Annotated in this window: 17 protein-coding genes; 9 read left to right on the plus strand and 8 right to left on the minus strand. The window is 70.8% G+C overall.

Annotated elements, in window-relative coordinates; all coding sequences use genetic code 11:
- Positions 1 to 57: 57 nt before the first annotated feature.
- Positions 58 to 588 carry a cupin domain-containing protein gene (locus OG202_RS38710; protein WP_328224285.1) on the plus strand — a complete coding sequence of 177 codons (531 nt, stop codon included), beginning with the start codon at positions 58 to 60 and terminating at the stop codon, positions 586 to 588.
- A 122-nt stretch (positions 589 to 710) separates the two neighbouring features.
- On the opposite strand, the gene OG202_RS38715 is transcribed toward OG202_RS38710, so the two are convergent.
- The gene (locus OG202_RS38715) at positions 711 to 1,637 is read right to left on the minus strand and encodes a LysR family transcriptional regulator (RefSeq protein ID WP_328224286.1); all 927 of its coding nucleotides are present in this window, start codon (positions 1,635 to 1,637) and stop codon (positions 711 to 713) included.
- 153 nt (positions 1,638 to 1,790) lie between these two features.
- Here OG202_RS38715 and OG202_RS38720 point away from each other — a divergent pair, with 153 nt between their 5' ends.
- Positions 1,791 to 2,963, plus strand: coding sequence for an acyl-CoA dehydrogenase family protein (locus tag OG202_RS38720; protein WP_326575258.1), 1,173 nt, complete (start codon positions 1,791 to 1,793; stop codon positions 2,961 to 2,963).
- Positions 2,964 to 3,104: 141 nt separating this feature from the next.
- Positions 3,105 to 3,599, plus strand: coding sequence for a flavin reductase family protein (locus OG202_RS38725; RefSeq protein WP_326575256.1), 495 nt, complete (start codon positions 3,105 to 3,107; stop codon positions 3,597 to 3,599).
- A gap of 245 nt (positions 3,600 to 3,844) precedes the next feature.
- On the opposite strand, the gene OG202_RS38730 is transcribed toward OG202_RS38725, so the two are convergent.
- Positions 3,845 to 4,837: a helix-turn-helix domain-containing protein gene (locus OG202_RS38730; protein WP_328224287.1), complete on the minus strand. Its 993-nt coding sequence runs from the start codon at positions 4,835 to 4,837 to the stop codon at positions 3,845 to 3,847.
- Positions 4,834 to 5,676 carry a peptidoglycan-binding protein gene (locus tag OG202_RS38735; RefSeq protein ID WP_328224288.1) on the minus strand — a complete coding sequence of 281 codons (843 nt, stop codon included), beginning with the start codon at positions 5,674 to 5,676 and terminating at the stop codon, positions 4,834 to 4,836. The genes OG202_RS38730 and OG202_RS38735 overlap by 4 nt, the downstream gene beginning before the upstream one ends.
- Before the next feature lie 277 nt (positions 5,677 to 5,953).
- On the opposite strand from OG202_RS38735, the gene OG202_RS38740 reads away from it, so the two are divergent.
- Both OG202_RS38740 and OG202_RS38745 read left to right on the plus strand, forming a co-directional pair.
- Entirely contained in the window at positions 5,954 to 6,400 is a 447-nt protein-coding gene (locus tag OG202_RS38740) for a peptidoglycan-binding domain-containing protein (protein ID WP_326575250.1), read from the plus strand.
- A gap of 484 nt (positions 6,401 to 6,884) precedes the next feature.
- Positions 6,885 to 8,531, plus strand: a complete 1,647-nt coding sequence (locus OG202_RS38745) for a peptidoglycan-binding protein (protein WP_327727172.1) — start codon at positions 6,885 to 6,887, stop codon at positions 8,529 to 8,531.
- A gap of 316 nt (positions 8,532 to 8,847) precedes the next feature.
- Here the strand turns inward: OG202_RS38745 and OG202_RS38750 are convergent, their stop codons facing one another.
- Complete coding sequence (locus OG202_RS38750; protein WP_327727171.1) at positions 8,848 to 10,281, minus strand: eCIS core domain-containing protein; 1,434 nt, start codon at positions 10,279 to 10,281, stop codon at positions 8,848 to 8,850.
- 607 nt (positions 10,282 to 10,888) lie between these two features.
- On the opposite strand from OG202_RS38750, the gene OG202_RS38755 reads away from it, so the two are divergent.
- Positions 10,889 to 12,649: a S8 family peptidase gene (locus OG202_RS38755; RefSeq protein ID WP_327727170.1), complete on the plus strand. Its 1,761-nt coding sequence runs from the start codon at positions 10,889 to 10,891 to the stop codon at positions 12,647 to 12,649.
- Positions 12,650 to 12,717: 68 nt separating this feature from the next.
- Here OG202_RS38755 and OG202_RS38760 read toward each other — a convergent pair whose 3' ends face one another.
- The gene (locus OG202_RS38760) at positions 12,718 to 12,960 is read right to left on the minus strand and encodes a hypothetical protein (RefSeq protein WP_326575242.1); all 243 of its coding nucleotides are present in this window, start codon (positions 12,958 to 12,960) and stop codon (positions 12,718 to 12,720) included.
- A gap of 520 nt (positions 12,961 to 13,480) precedes the next feature.
- Between OG202_RS38760 and OG202_RS38765 the strand changes: the two genes are divergently transcribed.
- Positions 13,481 to 14,161 carry a response regulator transcription factor gene (locus OG202_RS38765; protein ID WP_327727169.1) on the plus strand — a complete coding sequence of 227 codons (681 nt, stop codon included), beginning with the start codon at positions 13,481 to 13,483 and terminating at the stop codon, positions 14,159 to 14,161.
- A gap of 24 nt (positions 14,162 to 14,185) precedes the next feature.
- Here OG202_RS38765 and OG202_RS38770 read toward each other — a convergent pair whose 3' ends face one another.
- From OG202_RS38770 to OG202_RS38780, 3 genes are read right to left on the minus strand one after another with little or no spacing between them, the layout of a single operon-like run.
- The gene (locus OG202_RS38770; RefSeq protein WP_327727168.1) at positions 14,186 to 14,395 is read right to left on the minus strand and encodes a winged helix-turn-helix domain-containing protein; all 210 of its coding nucleotides are present in this window, start codon (positions 14,393 to 14,395) and stop codon (positions 14,186 to 14,188) included.
- A 21-nt stretch (positions 14,396 to 14,416) separates the two neighbouring features.
- Positions 14,417 to 15,739 (minus strand): HupE/UreJ family protein, encoded by a 1,323-nt coding sequence (locus OG202_RS38775; protein WP_327727167.1) that lies wholly within the window; start codon positions 15,737 to 15,739, stop codon positions 14,417 to 14,419.
- 21 nt (positions 15,740 to 15,760) lie between these two features.
- Complete coding sequence (locus tag OG202_RS38780) at positions 15,761 to 16,948, minus strand: DUF3500 domain-containing protein (RefSeq protein WP_327727165.1); 1,188 nt, start codon at positions 16,946 to 16,948, stop codon at positions 15,761 to 15,763.
- A gap of 200 nt (positions 16,949 to 17,148) precedes the next feature.
- Here OG202_RS38780 and OG202_RS38785 point away from each other — a divergent pair, with 200 nt between their 5' ends.
- Both OG202_RS38785 and OG202_RS38790 read left to right on the plus strand, forming a co-directional pair.
- Positions 17,149 to 17,850: a response regulator transcription factor gene (locus tag OG202_RS38785; protein WP_327727164.1), complete on the plus strand. Its 702-nt coding sequence runs from the start codon at positions 17,149 to 17,151 to the stop codon at positions 17,848 to 17,850.
- The gene (locus tag OG202_RS38790) at positions 17,847 to 19,259 is read left to right on the plus strand and encodes a sensor histidine kinase (protein ID WP_327727163.1); all 1,413 of its coding nucleotides are present in this window, start codon (positions 17,847 to 17,849) and stop codon (positions 19,257 to 19,259) included. The genes OG202_RS38785 and OG202_RS38790 overlap by 4 nt, the downstream gene beginning before the upstream one ends.
- The last annotated feature ends 100 nt before the right edge of the window (positions 19,260 to 19,359 follow it).

Consider the following 19,359-nt stretch of genomic DNA (forward strand, 5'->3'; position numbering starts at 1 on the left):
GACACGACGGACCCGCCAGACACGACGGACCCGCCAGACACGACCGAGGAGAGATGCATGCGCAGAGTCGTCACCGGCCATGACGAGAACGGCAGGTCGGTCGTCGTCAGCGACGGCCCCATCCCGCGCAGCCGGGAGTTCGGCAGTCTGCCGGGCTGGGTGTCCCGCCTGCCGTGGGCCACCGAACCCGGCGAGCAGGTCAGCCGGGCCGGCGAGGACCCCACACCCAAGGTCACCAGCCTCCTCCCGGCGCCCGGCGGCACCCGCTTCATCGTCCTGACCTTCCCACCGGACACCGCGATGTCCGACCCGGCGTTCGATCCCGTCGCCTTCGACCGGGAACAGCGGGCGGACTCGCCCGGCATCGCGGACCTCATGGAGCCCGACGGCATGCACACCACGCCGACCGTCGACTACGGCATCGTGCTCCAGGGCGACCTCGTGCTCGAACTCGACGACGGCCGCTGCACCCCCCTCTCGGCAGGGGACATCGTGATCCAGAACGGCACCCGGCACGGCTGGCGCAATCGCGGCGACCAGCCGGCCACCATGGCCTTCGTCCTCGTCGGCGCGGAGCGCGACGGCTGACGGGGCGGAGCGGTCCCGGGCCGGAGCCGGCTCCGCGCTCCCCGCGCGTGCGGATGAAAGCCCCACGGCGTCGACGACCCGTGGGGCTGCCGCCGTTCGCCGGACGGCCGAGCCGACAGGCGTCAGTCGCTGGTGTCCGGTCCGCCGGGGCCGGCGAGCGTCTTCTCGGCGTACTGGAGGAACGCGCGGGCCCGATGGGTGGGGATGACGTGCGAGGCGTGGGCGACCACGAGCTCGACATGGTCCAGCGGGTCGCTGAGCGGTACGGATGCCAGGGGGAGCCCTTCGATGCTGGTATCGGTCGGCCAGGTCTGAATCAGGGTGGCGAAGCCGAGACCGCGGGCGACCATGCTGCGGACGGCCTCGATGCTCGAGGTCCGGTACCGGATGTTCGGCCGTGCTCCGGCGAGGGAGAACCAGCGGTCGGCGTTCTGTTGGGCGGGCGGCTGAGCGTAGATGATCAGTGGCTCGTCGGCCAGTTCGGCGAGTGAGACGGACTCCCGCCCCGCCAGAGGGTGGCCGGCGGCCACGATGACGTACGGACGGTTTGCGCGGAGCGTCGTACAGGACAGGCCGGCCTCGTCACCGAATGCGTACAGCAAAGCGACATCGCATGAGCCCTGTACCAAAGCCTGTCTCATTTCGTCCTGCTGACCCTCGATCAGTTCCAGGTCGACCGCAGGGTGAAGCCGCGTGAATCCGTCCACCAGGAGCGGGATCAGGAAAGGTGTCAGGGCCGTGTAGCAGCCGATTTTCAGGCGGCCTGCCAGTCGGCCTTCCTCGGCCTGGGCGCCGGCTGTTATCTCGTCGGCCTGAGCCAACATCGCCCGGGCGCGTCCGAGGATCCGGCTGCCCGCCTCGGTGAGAGAGACCCCTTTCGCCCGACGTCGTATCAACAACTGCACGCCGAGGCGGCGTTCGAGGTCGGCGATCGCTGTGGAGATGCTGGCCTGGGAGGCATGGCACCGTACCGCCGCCGCGCTCATGGAGCCGGTGTCCGCCACAGCGACGAAGTATTCCAACTGCCGGAGGGAAAAACTTGCTGTCATTTCTCTCCTACTGCCATGGGAACCCTCAATAAGCCTTATCGGAAAGTTCTGCTTTTCCTGGCCGTAACGAGGATGTCATCCTAATGCGCAGTTCACCTGTGGAAAAGGCTCGTTTTACGAGCAAGCTCCCGCGTGCCCGACGAGGAGACCTTCATGGCCATGCTTCTTGACCCCACCCGACCCACGGACCGAGGAATGGGGGACGGCGTGCTCGACCGCGTCCGCGCCCTCCTTCCCGAGATCGCCGCACGCTCGGCCGAGGGAGAGGACGCCCGGGCGGTTCCGGCGGAGATCGTCGCCGCTCTGCGCGAAGCCGGTGTGTTCCGGATGGCCCTGCCCCGGGTGTGGGGCGGCGAACAGTACGGGCTGCTGGAAGGAGCCCGGGTGGTGCGGGAGCTCGCCCGAGCCGACGGCTCGACCGGCTGGACCGTCCAGGCCGCGTCGATGGCGTGGTTCTTCGTACGGTCGCTGCCCCGGGAGACGCTGGAGAACGAGGTGTTCGGCAGCGGCGCGGATCTGATGCTCCGAGGGGCGGTGGCTCCGAAGGGGCTGGCGACGCCGGTGAAGGGCGGGTACCGGATCAGTGGTCGATGGCCGCTGGCGAGCGGCCCCTTCACCCCGGACTGGATGCTCGGAGGCTTCCTGGTCGAAGGGGCGCCGCCGCTGCCGGACGGCCGTCCGGACATGCGGGTCGCGCTGTTCCGGCCCGAGCAGGTCACCTTCCTCGACACCTGGGACGCGGTCGGCCTGCGTGCCACGCAGAGCACGGACTTCACGATGGACGACGTCTTCGTGCCCGAGCGTCACACGGGACCGATGTTCGGCGACAACAACATCCCCGCTCCCCTTTACGACCTGCCCTACTCACCCACCGGGGCCTCGCACGACGCCGTCATCCTCGGCGCCCTCGACGGTGCGCTCGACGATCTCGCCGAACTCGCCGCCACCAAGCGGCCGGCGTTCAACCCGAGGGCCCTCCTCGGTGAGGACCCGGTGTTCCAGGAGAAGTTCGCCGAGCTGCGGCTGCGGGCGGGGGCGCTGGCGGCCCTGTCGGAGCAGACCGGACGCATCGTCATGGACCGTGCCCTCGGGGGAGAGGCGCCCACCCCGGTCGAGTGGTTCAGCTACAAGGGCACCACCCAGCACATCCACCACGAGGGCATCCGGATCCTCAACGAGATCATGACCCTCTCGGGCAGCGCGGGCCTGTACAGCGGCAGTCCGCTCCAGCGCCGCTGGCGCGATGTCCGCTGCGTCTCCCAGCACGTGGTCGGCAACACGGGTGCCATGCGGCAGCTCGGCGCGGTCCTGTCGGGCCAGAACTGACACCCCGCTCACTCCCCTCTCGCACCCCTCCGAGGAAGCGATGCCTACGCCACCGACCCCGACCCCCGTCCCGCGCATCCCCGCGATCCGCGCCGAAGCCCGGCCGCACCGCACACACCGACACCGGAAGGGTGGCCTCCGATGAGCCCTCTCCACGCGACACCGACCAACCCTGCCCTGCTGCGCCAGGCGTTCGGCTGCTTCCCGTCCGGGGTGACAGCCGTGTGCGCACTCGACTCCGGCGCCCCGGTGGGTATGGCCGCGAGCACCTTCACCCCGGTCTCCCTGTCACCCGCCCTGATATCGGTCTGCGTGCAGGACACCTCCACGACCTGGCCGAAACTGCGACGGCGAAGCCACGTGGGTGTGAGCGTGCTCGCCCAGGGACAGGACGAGATCTGCCGGTCGCTGGCCGGCAAGGGGGGCGACCGGTTCGCGGGAGTCGACTGGGACGCCGACGAGGGCGGCGGTGTGTACATCCGCGGCGCCAGCCTCTGGCTGAACTGCACACTGCACGCCGAACTCCCCGGCGGCGACCACACGATCGTCCTGCTGGAGATCCAGGGTCTGCGGGCCGAACCCGACAGAGACCCCCTGGTGTTCCACAACAGCAGGTTCCGACGCCTGGCCTTCTAGCGGGGGCCGCCTGCGCGGCCTGCGGCGCCCGCCCCCCCCCCCGCGTGTGACCGTCCTTCTGTCCTTGGCAGCGGCTCCCGCCGCACGCGTTGTTGACATCTGGGGTCCATCGGCTCACTGGTAGGCGCATCGCCATGTGGACGCGGCGCCGGCCTGGGCCTCTACCAGGTCGTCCGCGAGCTACAGACACTCCTCGCCCTTTGGACCGGCGCCTGCCCACCTGCCACCGCGACATCCCCACGCCCCTACGGACCTGACCGAGCCCTACCAGGGGTGCTGGTCCGGTCGGTGGGCGCCCTGAAGCATTCTTTCGCGCCGCCCGCCGCGGGGGTGAAGCAGGATTGCACCGGTGTCCCAGGGCTGATCACGCTCATGAGGGTGTGGACATAGGTGTCCGCCTCGCTGCGGTTGCTGACGCGGGCGCCGTCGAGGAAGCCGTTCCGGCCCGCCCGGATCTCGACGCGGTCGTCCACGGCAGCTCCCCACATCCGGACCCAACTCGTCCCGCATTCCTGGCTGTAGCGGATCTGGATCCAGGCTCCCGTGGCGGTCTCGTGCTCGGCGAGCGTCTCCGGGTCGGCGCCACATCGCGTCGTGATCGGGTCCTTGTTCTGGCATGCGGTGTGCCGACAGAGCGGCCCGGTGGCCGTAGGGGGCGTGGGGGACGGTGCCGCCTCCTTGCCGTGCGACGGGGGGAGGTGGACGAGCACGAGGGTTCCCAGTGCCACGGCGCACAGCGACGCGAGGGCGGTGAGGATGGTTGCGCGCCGGTGTGTGGTCGGGTCGGCGGCAGTGGGAGCGACGTGGGTCGGGGCCGGCTCGCTGTTGCCAGTGCCGGGCGGGCATGTACGGGCCGGGCCAGGGTCGCCCTCGACTGCCTCACGAAGGCTGGTGTCGGGTGGGGCGGTGGTCGGGGCCGGGGCCGGCGTGTCTTTCTGGGTACCGGTGTTCTGCCGAGCCGGTTGCTTCTCTGCAGGCTCGCTGTCTTCCGTCCGGTCCGTCCTGGCGATGTCCAGGAGCGCCAACGGGTGGTCGGCGGGTTCGCCCGCCAGACGGCACAGCTCTTTGACCGCGCTGCGGGGCGGCAGGCTCTTGCCGTTGAGATAACGCTGCCAGGACGACTTGCTGAAGGTGGTCGCGTTCGCGAGCTGCGCCAGGCTCAGACCCGTGCGCCGCTTCAACTGCTGCAGTACGACGGCCAGTCGGGCGCCCGGCGGTGAAGGTGCACTCCCTGTCATCCGCGCAACGCCTTCCAGGAGCGCGGTCCCAGCATGCCGTCGACGACCAGGCCCGCTCGCTCCTGGAAGGTCTTGACCGCCCGCAGCGTCAGCGGGCCGAACATGCCGTCGATCCCGCCCGGTGAGATGCCTGCCCGGCGGAGCAGGCACTGCGCCTCGGCGACATCGGTGCCGGTGGCACCGTAGACGATCTCGGTGTCGCGGCCGTCGTTGATGCCGGCCGACCAGTGGCCGTCGACGCGGGTGATGCGGCAGGTGTAGGAAGGCGGCGCCGAGGCCATGGTGGTGGGGGACGCGGCGGGGACGGCCGCCGGGGCGCCGTCCTCGTCGAGGCGCAGCACGAGCAGCAGCGCCGCCAAGAGCGACACGGACAGGGCGGCGAGGCCCGCCGTGAGGGCCATATGCGGAAAGCGGGCGGGAGCCGGTCCGGTCGCGGGCGGTGTCGGCGGCGCCGTCGATGGGGCCGGTGGTGCGGGACGCGGTCCCGTCGGCCTCTCCGGCTGCTCCTGTTCCTCTTCCGCTGTGTTGTTCCGCGTCGTCGCCAGAGACTGTTCGACGGGTTTCGTGCGGCGGCTTTCCCAGGTGTCGGCGGCTATCTCGTGCAGCGCGAGCAGGGGGACCGGGTCGGCGCCGGTGACCCGGGCCAGTGCCTCCACCGCCGCACGGGGCGGCAGGGACGTACCTCCCAGATACCGCTCCCACGACTTGGCGCTGTAGCCGGTCTTGGCCGCGAGATGCCGCATCGTCAGCTCACTGTGGTCCTTGAGCCGGCGTAAACGCGTCGCCAACTGACGAGCAGTGGGATCGAGTTCGGCGGGCAGCGCTTTGGCGCGCGGCATGTCTTCCCCTCATGCGGTCATCAGCGTGAACAGCGGCCTGCTCCGCTGCTGCGCATTCTGCACGAGCCCGCCACATCTGTCACAGGTGTCCCACATGACGTCCCACGGTGCCGCCCCGTCGGAGACTGTCGCCGCAGGTCAGGCGGGTGCTCGTCCCGTAAGACCGCCATCTGTGCCGCAGCTGTGGCCACCGGTCCCGGGCGCCCTGCACCTTTGTCACGCCACCTGTCCCGCCGGGCGGGATCGGGTGCACACCCCACAACCGAAAGAGGAACGCATGCGACCGAACGCTCTGGGCAGGACCATCGCCGGCCTCGTCGCCATAGCCGGCCTCGCCGCCGGTAGTGTGGCGACGGCGGGCACCAGCTTCGCGGCGACCGCGACCACCGCGCAGACGGCGGCGGTCGCACAACCCGCCGCCGTGGCCGCGACGCAGAACTTCGGTCTGACCGCTGCCGAGGCCAGGAACGTCCAGAGGTTCCTCGCGGACCACTGGGGCTACACGGGCGGCATCGACGGCCAGCTCGGCACCAACAGCTGGAAGGCCTTCCAGCGCTGCCTCGCGACGTACTGGGGCTACACGGACGCCATCGACGGCGACCCCGGCCCCAACACCATCAAGGCGCTGCAGCGTCTGCTGAAGGACTCCTACGGCTACACGGGCGCCATCGACGGCATCGCCGGTTCGGGCACCCGGGCGGCGTTCAAGCGCTTCGCCGCCTGACCCGTCACATTGACCGGTCACCGGTCACCGGTCCGGCCCGCGCAAGCGGTCCGGCCGGTATGGCCTCTGGGCGACCGTTCCGACCGTTCTGATTGTTCCGGCCGTTCCGACCGGCACGGTCTCTGCGTAACCGGTCCGACCGTTGCATGAGCGACCGCGGCCCGTCCTTGACCGGCAAGGACGGGCCGCTGCTGCGTGTACCCGCTCCCCCCACCGGGCAGGGCTGCTCACGACTGGCCGACAACGGCCGGGCCGAGAGGCGGGGTTGGTCGTCGCATCGACCCCTCGACCGCCAGGCCGCCGCCGTCATCGCGCCGCGCGGTCCTCGAAGCGGACGCGCACCGGACTTCCCCGAGCGAACGCGCTCCGGAGTCCTCCTGGCGGACGAGCGCCGCACCTCTCCAGGCAGACAAGCACGACGGCCCGTCGCCCGACGATGCGTACGCCGCCCTCTCAACATCGACCGAAGGAGAACCTCGCCGCCATGGGAAGACTCACCCCCCTCGCCCCCGCCGAAGACGAAAGCTCACCGCATCGCGACATCCGCCGCACCGCGACAGGGTGGCGCATCCGCATCGGGACCTTCGCAGTCACCGCCGCCATGGTCTCGGCCGGCATCATGCTCGGGGCCGGCCCCGCGTCGGCGGCTCTCGCCCCGATCAGGCTGACCTCCGCGTCCTGCCCCGCCGAGATCGTTCAGGGCCAGACCAGCGGCTGCGTCACGGAGTTGCAGAACCTGCTCAACGCGCACGGCGCCGGTCTGGTGGTGGACGGCCAGTTCGGCTCGGCCACGCTGTACGCGGTCCGTGAGTACCAGGCCGCCACCGCCATCGCCGTGGACGGCCGGGTGGGCCCCGCCACCAAGAGCAAGCTGTACGCGACCGGCGGCAGCGCGCCCGCCCCCGTCAACCTCAATTCCTCCTCCTGCCCCGCGAACATCGTCCAGGGCACCAAGGGCGGTTGCGTCACCGAACTCCAGCGGCTGCTCATCCGCCACGGCTACACGGTCGACGTGGACGGCGACTTCGGCGCCGGGACGGCCGGTGCCGTCCGCAGCTTCCAGTCCGCCCACGGCCTCACGGCCGACGGCCAGGTCGGCACGAACACCAAGCGGGAGCTGTACGACACCGACGAAGCGCCGTCGACCGGCCTGGACCTGAGGTCGGCGTCCTGCCCGGAGAACGTCGTGGAGGGACAGAGCGGCGGTTGCGTCGCCACGCTGCAGTCCCTGCTGAACGGCAAGGGCCACAGCGTCGACGTCGACGGCAGCTTCGGCCCACAGACCCTGGCGGCTGTGAAGGCGTTCCAGTCCGCGAGCGGCCTTTCCGCCGACGGTCAGGTCGGTCCGAAAACCAAGGCCGCCCTGTACGCGAACATCGGCGGTGGCGGCGGCAACGGCGCCCCCGCGCCGATCAACCTGAACTCCGCCTCCTGCCCGAACGAGATTGTGCAAGGGCAACACAGCGGCTGCGTCACCGAGTTGCAGAGCCTGCTCAACCACCACGGTGCCGATCTCGCCGTCGACGGCGACTTCGGTTCACTCACCAACAGCGCCGTCCGGGACTTCCAGGCCGAGAAGGGCCTGTCGGTCGACGGCCACGTGGGACCCAACACCAAGGCCGCGCTGTACGGTGCCGTCACCCCGCCGTCGTCTCCCCCGCCCGGCGGCGGCTACGCCAAGATCCTCGACGTGGCCGCGGCCGAGGCCGACACGGTCGAGGGCAGCGCCCGCGCCAACAGCTACGGCGCTTCCGTGGGACTTTCGCTGTCCACCAGCAACTACGCCTGGTGTGCGGCCTTCGTGAGCTGGGTGACCAAGCAGACCGGTGCCAGCTCCTACCGCAACTCCTATGTCTCGGGCTGGGTCAAGCAGGCCCGGGCTGGCAACTACCACCTGTCGGTGACCACCAACCCGCAGCCGGGTGACATCGTGGCCTTCGACTGGAACGGAGGCAGCGACTTCACCGGCGGCAACGCGCACATAGGCATCGTGCGCACGGTGCCCGGAGGGTCGTCCTTCACCACCGTCGAGGGCAACACCAGCAACCCCAACGGCGGCGGCGACGGCGTCTACGTCAAGTCCCGTTCCACGAACAGCGGCTATGACGTGGTCTTCATCAGGGTCCGCTGAGCGGCTCTCCCGCGGTTCTCGCCAGGCCGGGTTCGCATACGGCATGCTCCCCGGGGCTCCGGCCCTGGGGCTACTTCCATGTTCCCACCGGCCCGGATCTCGGGCACGGTCACCTCCGCCGGCCCGTCGTCACACATCGATCCCGCAGACGACCTTCCGGTGCGCGTTTGCCCAGCTCAGAATTCGAACGGAAGTGATTCGACGGCGAGGTCACACCGCAATGACAGGACAACGTTGACGGCGGACAGGCGCCAGGAGAAGCGATGTCTCAGGGGCAGTGTTCGGGTCAGCGCGTGCCAGGCCGGGTCGGCCCGGGTCACTTGAGCTTCCGGCGGCCGGTCTCCTTCTTGAGGCCGCCCACGTTGATCGGCTGGAGGATGACGGTGACCGCGCCGACCGAGAAGTGCTGCACCGTGCCGCCGGTGTTGCGCCCGTGGAAGCTGCGCGGCAGCGCCTGCCCGTTGGTCGGATCCGTGCCCGACGTATACATGTCGACGATGCCCTCGTACCCCTGGCGGGCCTTCGCGTCGTTGCCGTCCGCGGCCTGCTCCACGGTGATGCGGTCGTCGCCGTCCACGGCCACCACGGCCGCCACGTGGTAGGGCCACCCGCTGGTGTTGGCGGGCCGCTCGTAATCCCCGTGCCACGCGGTCTCCACGATGGCGAACGCCTGGCCCGCGTTCGGCCGTTCCTCGCCGTTCGCCTGGGGGCCACCCGGCCTGGCGTGCGCGTAGGCCATGGCGCCCTCCGCGTTCTCCCTGTCGCCCAAGCCGAACTGGTTTCCCCCCAGGGCGAATTCGCTGGCGTCCTGCCCCAGGGCCAGCCGCTGCTGGTGCATGATCTCCTCGGCGGTGTGGGCACAGTCCGCGAGGAAGGCCGTCGACGGCTCGTACTCCGCGTACACGCGCCCCGCGATCTCCCCGCTCTGCCCGGTCGGCGTGCAGTGCCGGGGCGCTGGGGCACCATCCGCGACCCAGATGACCGTGGTGTCCGTCCCAGGAGTCACGGTCATGAGATACAAGCCGTTCTCCGAGACCCGTGTCGGCCCCAACTCCACGGTCGCGACGTCGGAAAAGCGCTGAAGGGCCGTCGTGTCGGCGCCGCGCGCCGCGCCCCGGGCCGTGACGTCGGCTTCCCGCTGTACGGGGGCACCTGGCGGGCCTTGGTCGATCTGCTCAGGCGTCCGCCTCATCACCCGGACCGCGTTGGCCTCGGCCTCACGCTCGAAGCGGTCGCCGGGGTCCGAGACACTCAGCCCCGACCCGTTGTCCGTACCGGCCACCGGACCCTGGCGCTGTTGGATGACATGCGTCAGCTCATGGGCGAGGGTGTGCTTGTCGCCGCCGCCGTCGCCGATGACGACATGGCTGCCGGAGGTGTAGGCCCGGGCACCCACCTCGGCGGCGGAGGCGCGGGCCGCGGAGTCGGTGTGCAGGCGGACGTCGGAGAAGTCGGCGCCGAGACGGGACTCCATCTCCTGCCGCAGCGGTGCATCCAGCGGATTGCCCGGCGCGCGCAACACGTCGTGCACGGCAGAGCGCTGCACCGGCTCCGCCGTGGGCTGTGGGTGGCCGCAGCCCGCGCCGTGCTGGTGCCGGCTCTGCTGGAGCATACGGACGACGGCGGCGTTGCCGGCGGTGCGCTGCAGCTCGACAAGCGCATCGGGCCCCCGCCCTCCCGGCCGCACGGCCGAGCTCTTGGCAGGGCGCTGCGGCTGCTTGTCGTTCTTCATCGGCTCTCGCGCGTGCATGGACTTCCGCTCGTAGGGCTGGCAGTTCGACGGTGCTTCCCCCTACATACCCGGTGCGGCGGTCGCGGGTGAGAGGTGCAGGGGCACGATGGGGTGCCCGTATGGGCAACGTGTCCGTCCTCGCGGGTATCGGCGGACACTGCCCTGGGCGTAGCTACTACCGCGCGTGTTTCCGGCGGTTGGACGGACGACGACGTCCGGTCCGACTCGGGGGGTGCGGAGTCGTCCGAGAACCCCAACGAGTACCACCCCAGGCACAACCCTGACGGCAACCACGACTCCTACCCTCCCACCCTCCCAACAACGTGACAGCGCCCTGGTGCGGGCAGGCACGGCCGGCACCAGGCCGGCGGCGTACGCAAGGGCGCGGTCGACGTCGCCGAGCTCCCGGTGGATCCCGCCCCCCCGATGCCCGGAGTACGTCTCTTTTCAGCCATGCCCCTATAACGTCCCCGCACGGAAAGGTACTTCCGTGCAGGAGGACCCGTCTGACATCTTGCATCCACCACTCGTTTCGTACGGCCCGGCCGGTGCCCTCAGCACGGCCGGGCCGTCTCCGGAGGACGCTTTGATACCCCACATATCCAGCCGCCCTAGACGCACGCTGGTGCTGGCGGCCACGCTCGGCGCCGCCCTCGCGTTCGGCGCCCCGAGCGCCCTCGCCGGCACGCTCCCCGTCGCCCCCTCCACCGCGCCGGCCGCCAAGGCCCACGCTCCGGCCGCCGTGCCGGCTTCCCAGAGTGCGACCTGGGTGGCCGGCACGCGTGCCTACCTCGTGATCACCGCCCCCGGTGACAGTTCGGCGGTCCGCTCCGCGATCGCGGCAGGCGGCGGCACCGTCTTCTCGAACTTCGACGCCATCGGCGTGATCGTCGCCCACTCGGCGTCCAGCGGATTCGCCGCCACCATGCGCGGCGTCGCCGGCGTGCAGCAGGTCGGCGCCACGCGCACCTCGGACGTCCCGGCCGACGCCTACAACCCGGCGCTCCCGGCCAATCCGGCTCAGGCCTCGACCCCGGCCGGAGAACCGGTCCGGGCCGACATGAGCCAGATCAAGGCCGACCAGGCCTGGGCCGTGAACCCGGGTTCCGCCTCCGTCACGGTCGGCATCCTGGACACCGGTGTGGACGACCAGCACCAGGATCTGGCGCCCAACTTCAACGCGGCCGACTCGGTCTCCTGCGCCTACGGCAAGCCCGACACCCGTGCCGGCGCCTGGCGGGACGTCGACACGCACGGCACCCACGTAGCGGGCACCGTCGCCGCGGCCAAGAACGGCAAGGGCGTCGTCGGCGTGGCCCCCGGGGTGAAGATCTCCGCGGTCCGGGTCGCCGAGCCGGGCAACTCCTTCTTCTTCGCCGAGAACACCATCTGCGGCTTCGTCTGGGCCGGTGACCACGGCTTCAAGGTCACCAACAACAGCTATTACACGGACCCGTGGCAGTTCAACTGCCCGGACAACATCGACCAGGCCGCCATCATCGAGGGCGTCAAGCGCGCCCAGGAGTACGCCGAGAGCAAGGGCTCCCTCCAGATCGCCGCCGCGGGCAACGAGAACTACGACCTCGCCCACAAGACGACCGACTCCGCGAGCCCGAACGACTCGACGCCGGTCACCCGCACCATCACCAACGCCTGCCTCGACATCCCGACCGAGCTGCCGGGCGTGGTCACGGTCGCGGCCAACGGCACGGGCGTCACCAAGGCCTCGTTCTCCAACTACGGGCAGGGCGTCATCGACGTCGCGGCGCCGGGCAGCAACGTGTACTCCACCGTCCCCGGCGGCGGCTACGGCAGCAAGAGCGGCACCTCGATGGCCACCCCGCACGTGGCCGGCGTGGCAGCACTCATCGCCGGCGCCGACCCGGGCATCACCCCGGCGCAGATCCGCGCCAAGCTGGCCGCCCAGGCCAACGACATCACCTGCCCCTCGGACAGCCGCTGCACGGGCACGACGGCCAACAACTCGTTCTTCGGCGAAGGACAGGTCGACGCCCTCAAGGCCGTCGGGACCACCCCGCCGCCCGGCAAGTACTTCGAGAACCTCGCGGACTTCGCCGTCAACGACAACGCGACCGTGGAGAGCCCGATCGCCGTCACCGGCGTGACCGGCAACGCCCCGGCCACCCTCAAGGTGGGTGTGGACATCAAGCACACCTACATCGGTGACCTGAAGGTCGACCTGGTGGCGCCGGACGGCACCGTCTACACGCTGCACAACCACGCCGGAGGCAGCGCCGACAACATCGCCCAGACCTACACGGTGAACGCCTCCTCGGAGGTCGCGAACGGCACCTGGAAGCTGCGCGTCAACGACAACGCCGCCTCCGACACAGGCAATATCGACGCCTGGAACCTGACCTTCTAGAGAATCAACTCCAAGGGATGCCTGCGGAGGGTGTGGGCTGGGCGGCGGCCGAAGCCGCCGCGAGACGGTCAGGCGAGGACCTGCACTTCAACCAGCCGGCGAGGGGCATCGAGAAGACTCCGGGTGAACATGACATGGCCGACGACCTGCCTGTCGTGCTCGGGGACCAGCGAGAGACCGTCCTCGGGTGTGATGGTGTCCCGCAGGGTATCGACCAGGTCGGCCACGACAAGGCCATAGTCACCGAACGCCTGCAGGTGAACATCCCGCACGGCCTGTCTGTCGCTCGGAAGTTCTTCGCGAAGATCCATGCCCGGAGGATGAAGGCGCCTCCGGGTGGCTCGCACACGGTTTTGGAGCCGAAGGACACGCGGCCAGTGACCGCCCGTTGCACACTGGACAAGCATCCGAACCGAGCGCTCGCTCCGACGGGCGAAGGTTCGCCTCAGCGACGCTGATCAGGGACAACAGTGGCGGATGTCTCGCCCGAACGGTGGAGGAGACGCCGCGACGGGCGGCGTGGGCGTCGGGCTCGGCGCGCCTGCTCACAGGCGGGGGCGGCCGGGGAGACACGGCCGTTCGGAGCGACGGGGCCGCCCCGGCGCTCGACGGGTTCCGGCCCGGCCACACGTGGATAGGCGGGCACGGTGGTACGCCCCGAGGCCGGGAAGGACATCCCGGCATCCGCCGTTCGGCCCAGGATTCTCCGGTCCGGGCCGGTTGCCCATGGCCGTTCGGCCGAGGCGGTGGTCCCTGCCGCGAGGACAGAGTGGAGCCCGGTCCGGCCGGGTCGCACGGGTTCGCCGGACGACCGGGACAGGAGAGACGGGCATGGTGATCCGGGTGGTCGTCGTGGACGACCAGGACATGGTGCGTTCGGGGTTCGCCGCGGTGCTGTCGATGCAGAGCGACATCGACGTCGTGGGGGAGGCCGCCAACGGCAGACTCGGCATCGAGGTCAGTCGCGGCACCCATCCCGACGTGGTGCTGATGGACGTACGGATGCCGGAGATGGACGGGCTGGAGGCCGCTCGGCGGCTGCTCGATCCGCCGCCAGGCGTGGTGCACCGGCCCAAGGTGCTCATGCTGACCACCTTCGACCTCGACGACTACGTCTACGAGGCGCTCCAGGCCGGGGTGAGCGGCTTCCTGCTCAAGGACGCGCCGGTCGCCGAACTGATCCAGGCGGTACGGGTGATCGCCGCCGGTGACGCGCTGCTCGCCCCGTCCGTCACCCGTCGCCTCATCGAGGACGTCGCCCGGCGTCGCCCCGCCGTCAGCCACCGGAAACGCCTGCGGCTGAACGGTCTCACACCACGGGAGACGGAGGTTCTGCTGCTGGTCGCGCGGGGCCTGTCGAACGCGGAGATCGCCGCGACGCTGGTGGTGGCCGAACAGACCGTCAAGACCCACATGACCCGGACGCTCGCCAAGCTCGGTGCCCGCGACCGGGCCCAACTCGTCGTCCTGGCCTACGAGTCCGGGCTGATCACCCCGGGCATGTCCGCCTGACCCGCGCCCGGTGCGGCGACCGGCTCACCGACGGGGACGCCCGACACCGCCCTCGTCCGAACCGGTACGCCCGCGCCCCGGTGCCTCGTACCCGGGTGTGAACCCTTCTTCCAGCTGGGACAGCCGACGGCTGACGGTGGACTTCTCCAGGCCGTACCGCTCCGCCAGATCGGAGGCGGTCGGCCGGGGGAAGGCGCCCACGTAGGGGGTCGTCCCGGGCTGCCATGACGCCATCCCAGCGGCACGGCAGCCGTGTCAGTGGGCTCCGGCTCCCAGCGTTCCACCGCCGTCGGAGGGCGCCTGTGGTGCGGTGTGCCGGGCGACGACGGCCAGTGCCGCGACCGCCACGGCGACGAGCAGCGGGTGCCCGACCAGCCATGTCTGGATGCCTTCGAAGGGGTCGGACGAGGTCAGGGCGGCGCGTTCGAGCGTCCAGGAGACCGAGAACAGCAGGCCGGTCAGGGCCACCCCGATGCGGAACGCGGGGTAGAGGGCGGTGCGGGCCAGGAGGATCAGGGAGGGCATCATCAGGGCGACGACGAGGAGTTGGGTCAGCTCGATGCCGAGGTTGAAGCCCAGCAGCGTGGTCACGAGCGAGCCGCGGCCGAGGCCGAGGTCGCCGATGAGGGAGGCGAACGCCAGGCCGTGCACGAGACCGAAACCGGCTGCGACGACCACCTCGCCGCGAGCCACCAGGGGGCGTAGGGCATGGACCGCGGACACCGCGATCGAGAGGGCGATCAGGGTCTCGACCGGGCGGGTCGGCAGGTCGATCACCCCGGTGGCCGCCAGCGCCAGGGTGAGCGAGTGGCCGAGGGCGAACGCCGTGACGACGTGGACCACACGGACGATGCAGCGGCGCGCCGACGGGGCCGCGTGCCATCGGCCCCCTGTGGCCACCAGGGGTGCCGGGATGAGCAGCATGAGCAGGAACAGCAGGTGGTCTGCGCCCTCGCCCACGTGCTCGATGCCCAGGCCGGCGGTGGTGGCGAAGCCCCGTAGCCATGAACCCTCGCCCGCGGGGACGTCGAGGCTCTGGGTGTCGAAGTCGACGACCCCGAGGGTCTCGGCGTCGTCGGTCTTCAGGATGCCGCGGTCGAAGTCGTACCGGACGGTGACGACGACCTTGTGGGTCAGCAGTTCCTCGACGATGACGTCGTAGCGCAGACGGAAGGTGGTGACCCGGCCGTCGGGCGGGCGGAGTCCGAGCGGATAGACGAGGTGCGCGACCCCGTCGATCGTGCGGACCGACCCGCTGCCGAGCGTGACGGTCCAGGGCCGGTCGTCCGCACCGACGGCCGCGACGTGCTCGGCGGTGTAGCGCTTGAGGAACGCCCGGTCGGCACCGAGCACGCTCGCCCGGGTGAGGTCCCTGTCCACGGCGACGGCCAGGCGGTCGACGGGCAGCTGCACCTCCCCCTCGACCCGGTCGTCGCGGACGTCCAGGAGGACGGCGGAGGTGCTCATCGGGTGGGCGCCGGCCGGCGACGCGAGGCCGCCGACCAGCATGAGTGCCGCGAGCAGGAACACCGGCAGCAGGCGCGCAGCCGGTGTACGCGCGGGCAGGAGGCGGGGCACGGTGAGGATCCCTCGCTCGGGTCAGTTCCAGCCGTAGTCGGCGGTCTGGTCGCGGAAGATCGTGTGCTGGTGGACCCCCTGGACCACGATGCCGCCCTGGTTGGAGAACTCGATCCAGACCGACGGGCCGTCGACCCGTACGTACGTCTCCTTGTTGTCGATGGCCGTCGCGCCGCTCCAGCCCAGATAGGTCTCGTCGTACTCGGAGACGTACTTGGCGACGAGCGCCTCCGCGGCCTCCTCGTCCAGGTCGTCCACCCAGGTACGGATCATCGCCGTGACCTTGTCCTGCTGCTTCTCGGTGAGATCGCCGACCACGACGCCCTCGGGGTCGGGGAACGGGCCGTCGTTGCCGGGGCCGAGCAGCAGGTCGTCGAAACTGCCGTCGATCTCGGCCTTCTCCAGTTCGCCGTCGCCGAGCGATCCGATGGCCGCGATGGTGGTGTCCCGCTTGTCCTGGAGAGGGGCGTACGACGTGCCGTCCGTCTCGAACTCGGACGGCTCGATCGCGGTCAGCGTGGGGGAGAGGCTGACGTCGTCCTTGTAATACGTGAGGTTGTACGCCGCGTGGTGCCCGCCGAACTGGACCATGAACTGTTCGGTCTCGCTGGGCTCGCCGAAGAGGGCCAGGAAGTACTTGTCCGCGCTGTAGTCGTCGCCCCCGCCGGGCCCGCCCCCGCTGCCGGACGCCCCGACCTCGCCGAGGTAGGCGTCCGCGATACGGATCTCCTCCAGCTCCTTGTAGCCCTGCTCGCTGAGGGCGGCCTCCATGACCTTGAGCGCCGCGGCCTTCTGGTCGTCGTCGAGGTCGGCGAACTCGATGCCGTTGCGCTCCACGAACGAGGTCGGGAAGTTCGACCAGCCCTTGGCCTTGGCCTCGTCGTCGAAGTCGTACTGGACGGTCTCCTTCTGGTCGTCGGAGAGCGTCGTGAGGAACGCCTCGGCGGTGGTCACGACCTCGGCGGTGTTCGCCTTTCCGGCACCCGTGCCCGCCGTCGCGGACGAGCTCCGGCTCGACGACGTCTCCGACGAGGAGGAGGACGAGGAGTCGTCGGAGCCACAGCCGGCGACGCCGAGACCGACGCACGTGGCGAGGGCGATGGCGCGGTGCACGAGTGCCCGCCTCCGCCGTCCTCCGCGCGGCGGCCATCCGTGCGCCGGGGAGCCGACGGGGCCGGAGGCCGTGGGGGAATGGGTGACGGTGGACATGGCGCTCCTGGAGTGGTGCGGGGAGGGGACCCCCATCGTGATCGAACCGCATAGGACCCCCATGGGAGCAGTTTGGGAATTGGGCAAAGTCCGACATCACGCCGGCCGCAGTCGGAAGCGTTCGCGACGGCCCGAGGGGGACTTGGTTTCCAGGGGCACCGGCCGCTGGACGACGGACGGTTCTGGGCCATCATGTGGGGGTGCCGAACCGTGTCCTCATCGCCGACGACGATCGTGCGGTCCGCGAGTCCCTCGCACGGGCGCTGAAACTGCAGGGGTATGAGGTCGTCACCGCCGCGGACGGGGTCGAGGCGCTGACCCGAGCCCGCCGGGAGTCGTTCGACGTCCTCGTGGTCGACGTGCTGATGCCGTACGTCGACGGCGTGGCCGTGTGCCGGGTGCTGCGCGCCGACGGTGACCGGACCCCGGTACTGATGCTCACCGCGCGCGGTGACACGGCGGACCGGGTCGCGGGCCTGGACGCGGGCGCCGACGACTACCTGCCCAAACCCTTCAGGGTTCCCGAACTGCTGGCACGCCTGCGCGCGCTGCAGCGCAGGGCCGCGCTCTCGTCGCGGGCCCAGAGGGAAGAACCGGCCGACGGCCTGCTGTGGTTCGCCTCCCTGCGCATCGACCCGGACGCCCGCCGCGCCTGGTGGGCCGACGAGGAACTGCACCTGTCGAAGACCGAGTTCGACCTGCTGGAGCTGATGGTGCGCAACGACGGGATCGTGCTGGCCCACTCGACGATCTCCAGCCGGATATGGGGCTACGACTGCGGGCCGCACACGAACAATCTGGCGTGCTACGTCGGCTATCTGCGGCGCAAACTCACCGACGCCGGCGCGCCCGACCTGATCCACACGGTGCGTGCCGTGGGCTACGGAGTGCGGCGGCCATGAGCCTGCGTCCGCGTTTCACCCTCGCCTTCACCGCCGTCGGAGCCCTGGTGGCGGTACTCGTCGGTGTACTGAGCTTCCGCGCCGCCTCCGACCGTGTCGTCGACGGGGCCAACCGGACGGTCCGACTGGTCGCGCTGGCCGTGGCCGAGGAACAGGACACGACACAGGCCCTCCCCGACGCGGGCACCCGGGACTCGGACGGCCACCCCGGCACGGGCGACGAGGCGGAGCAGCCGGCGATCGTGCGGGCGGTGGCCACCGACGGCACGACCACGCATCTGGGCGGCCCGGACGTGGCGCTGCCGGTGTCCGACACCGGACGGGCCCTCGCCGCCTCCGGAGCCGCCGGACAGGAGGAGGCCACCATGATCGAGGTGGGCGGCGACACCTACTGCCAGCTCACCATCGCCCTGGGTGAGGGGCGGGGGGCCCTGCAGGCGGCCATCCCCCTGGAGCCGACACGTGACGTGCTGGTCGGCATCGCCCAGGAGATCGCGGGAGCCGTCCTCGCGGTCGTGCTGGCCGCGGCGGGCGCGGGCTGGCTGCTCGCGCGGCGCATCACCCGGCCGCTGGTGCGGCTCGCCGGGGCCGCCGAGGAGATCAGTGCCGACGACCACGCCGACCGCGAGGTCCCGGTGGACGGCCGCGACGAAGTCGCCCGGCTCTCGGCGTCCTTCAACACGATGCTCCGCAGGCTCGCCGCCTCCCGCGCCGCGCGGGAGAGGCTGGTGCAGGACGCCGCCCACGAGGTCCGCAACCCGCTGACCAGCCTGAGCACCAACGCGAGCGTGCTGCGCTACGTCACCGAGCTCTCCCCGGACGACCGTGACCGACTCCTCGACGACGTCGAGGACGAGACGCGCGAACTCGGTCACCTGGTCGACGAGCTGGTCGGGCTGGCCCTCTCCCGGAGCCGCGACGAAGCCGAGGAGCCCGTGGAACTGGCCGAGGTGGCCGGCCGGGCCGCACAGCGCCTGCACCGGCGCACCGGCCGGATCGTCCTGCTCGACGCCGACGACCGCGTGGTCCGCGGCCGTCGCCAGGCACTGGATCGGGCCGTGAGCAACCTGCTGGAGAACGCCGCCAAGTTCGACGGCGACGGCGAGGATCCCATCGAGGTGCACATCCGCCGAGGCGCGATCACCGTCTCGGACCGGGGGCCGGGCATCGACGCGGCGGACGCGGAGCGGGTGTTCGACCGTTTCCACCGGACCGACACCGCCCACGGCCTGCCCGGGTCCGGGCTCGGCCTGGCCATCGTCCGTGACGTGGCGGAGGCGCACGGCGGGACCGTCTTCGCGAGAACACGATCGGGAGGCGGGGCCGCGGTCGGATTCACCGTGGCCCCCTCCCGGCTCCTGCCGGCCACAGAACCAGACGTCGCCGCCGCCCCGCAGGAGACGGGCTGACCCCGCAGAGCACGGGTCCCTGCCTCTGGTCGAACTCCGGCCAGAGGCAGGGCCTCCGCTGTTCAGAGGGCGGGTCACCGACTACGGCAGCCCCACCAGG

The organism is Streptomyces sp. NBC_00310, assembly GCF_036208085.1.
Lineage (GTDB): Bacteria > Actinomycetota > Actinomycetes > Streptomycetales > Streptomycetaceae > Streptomyces.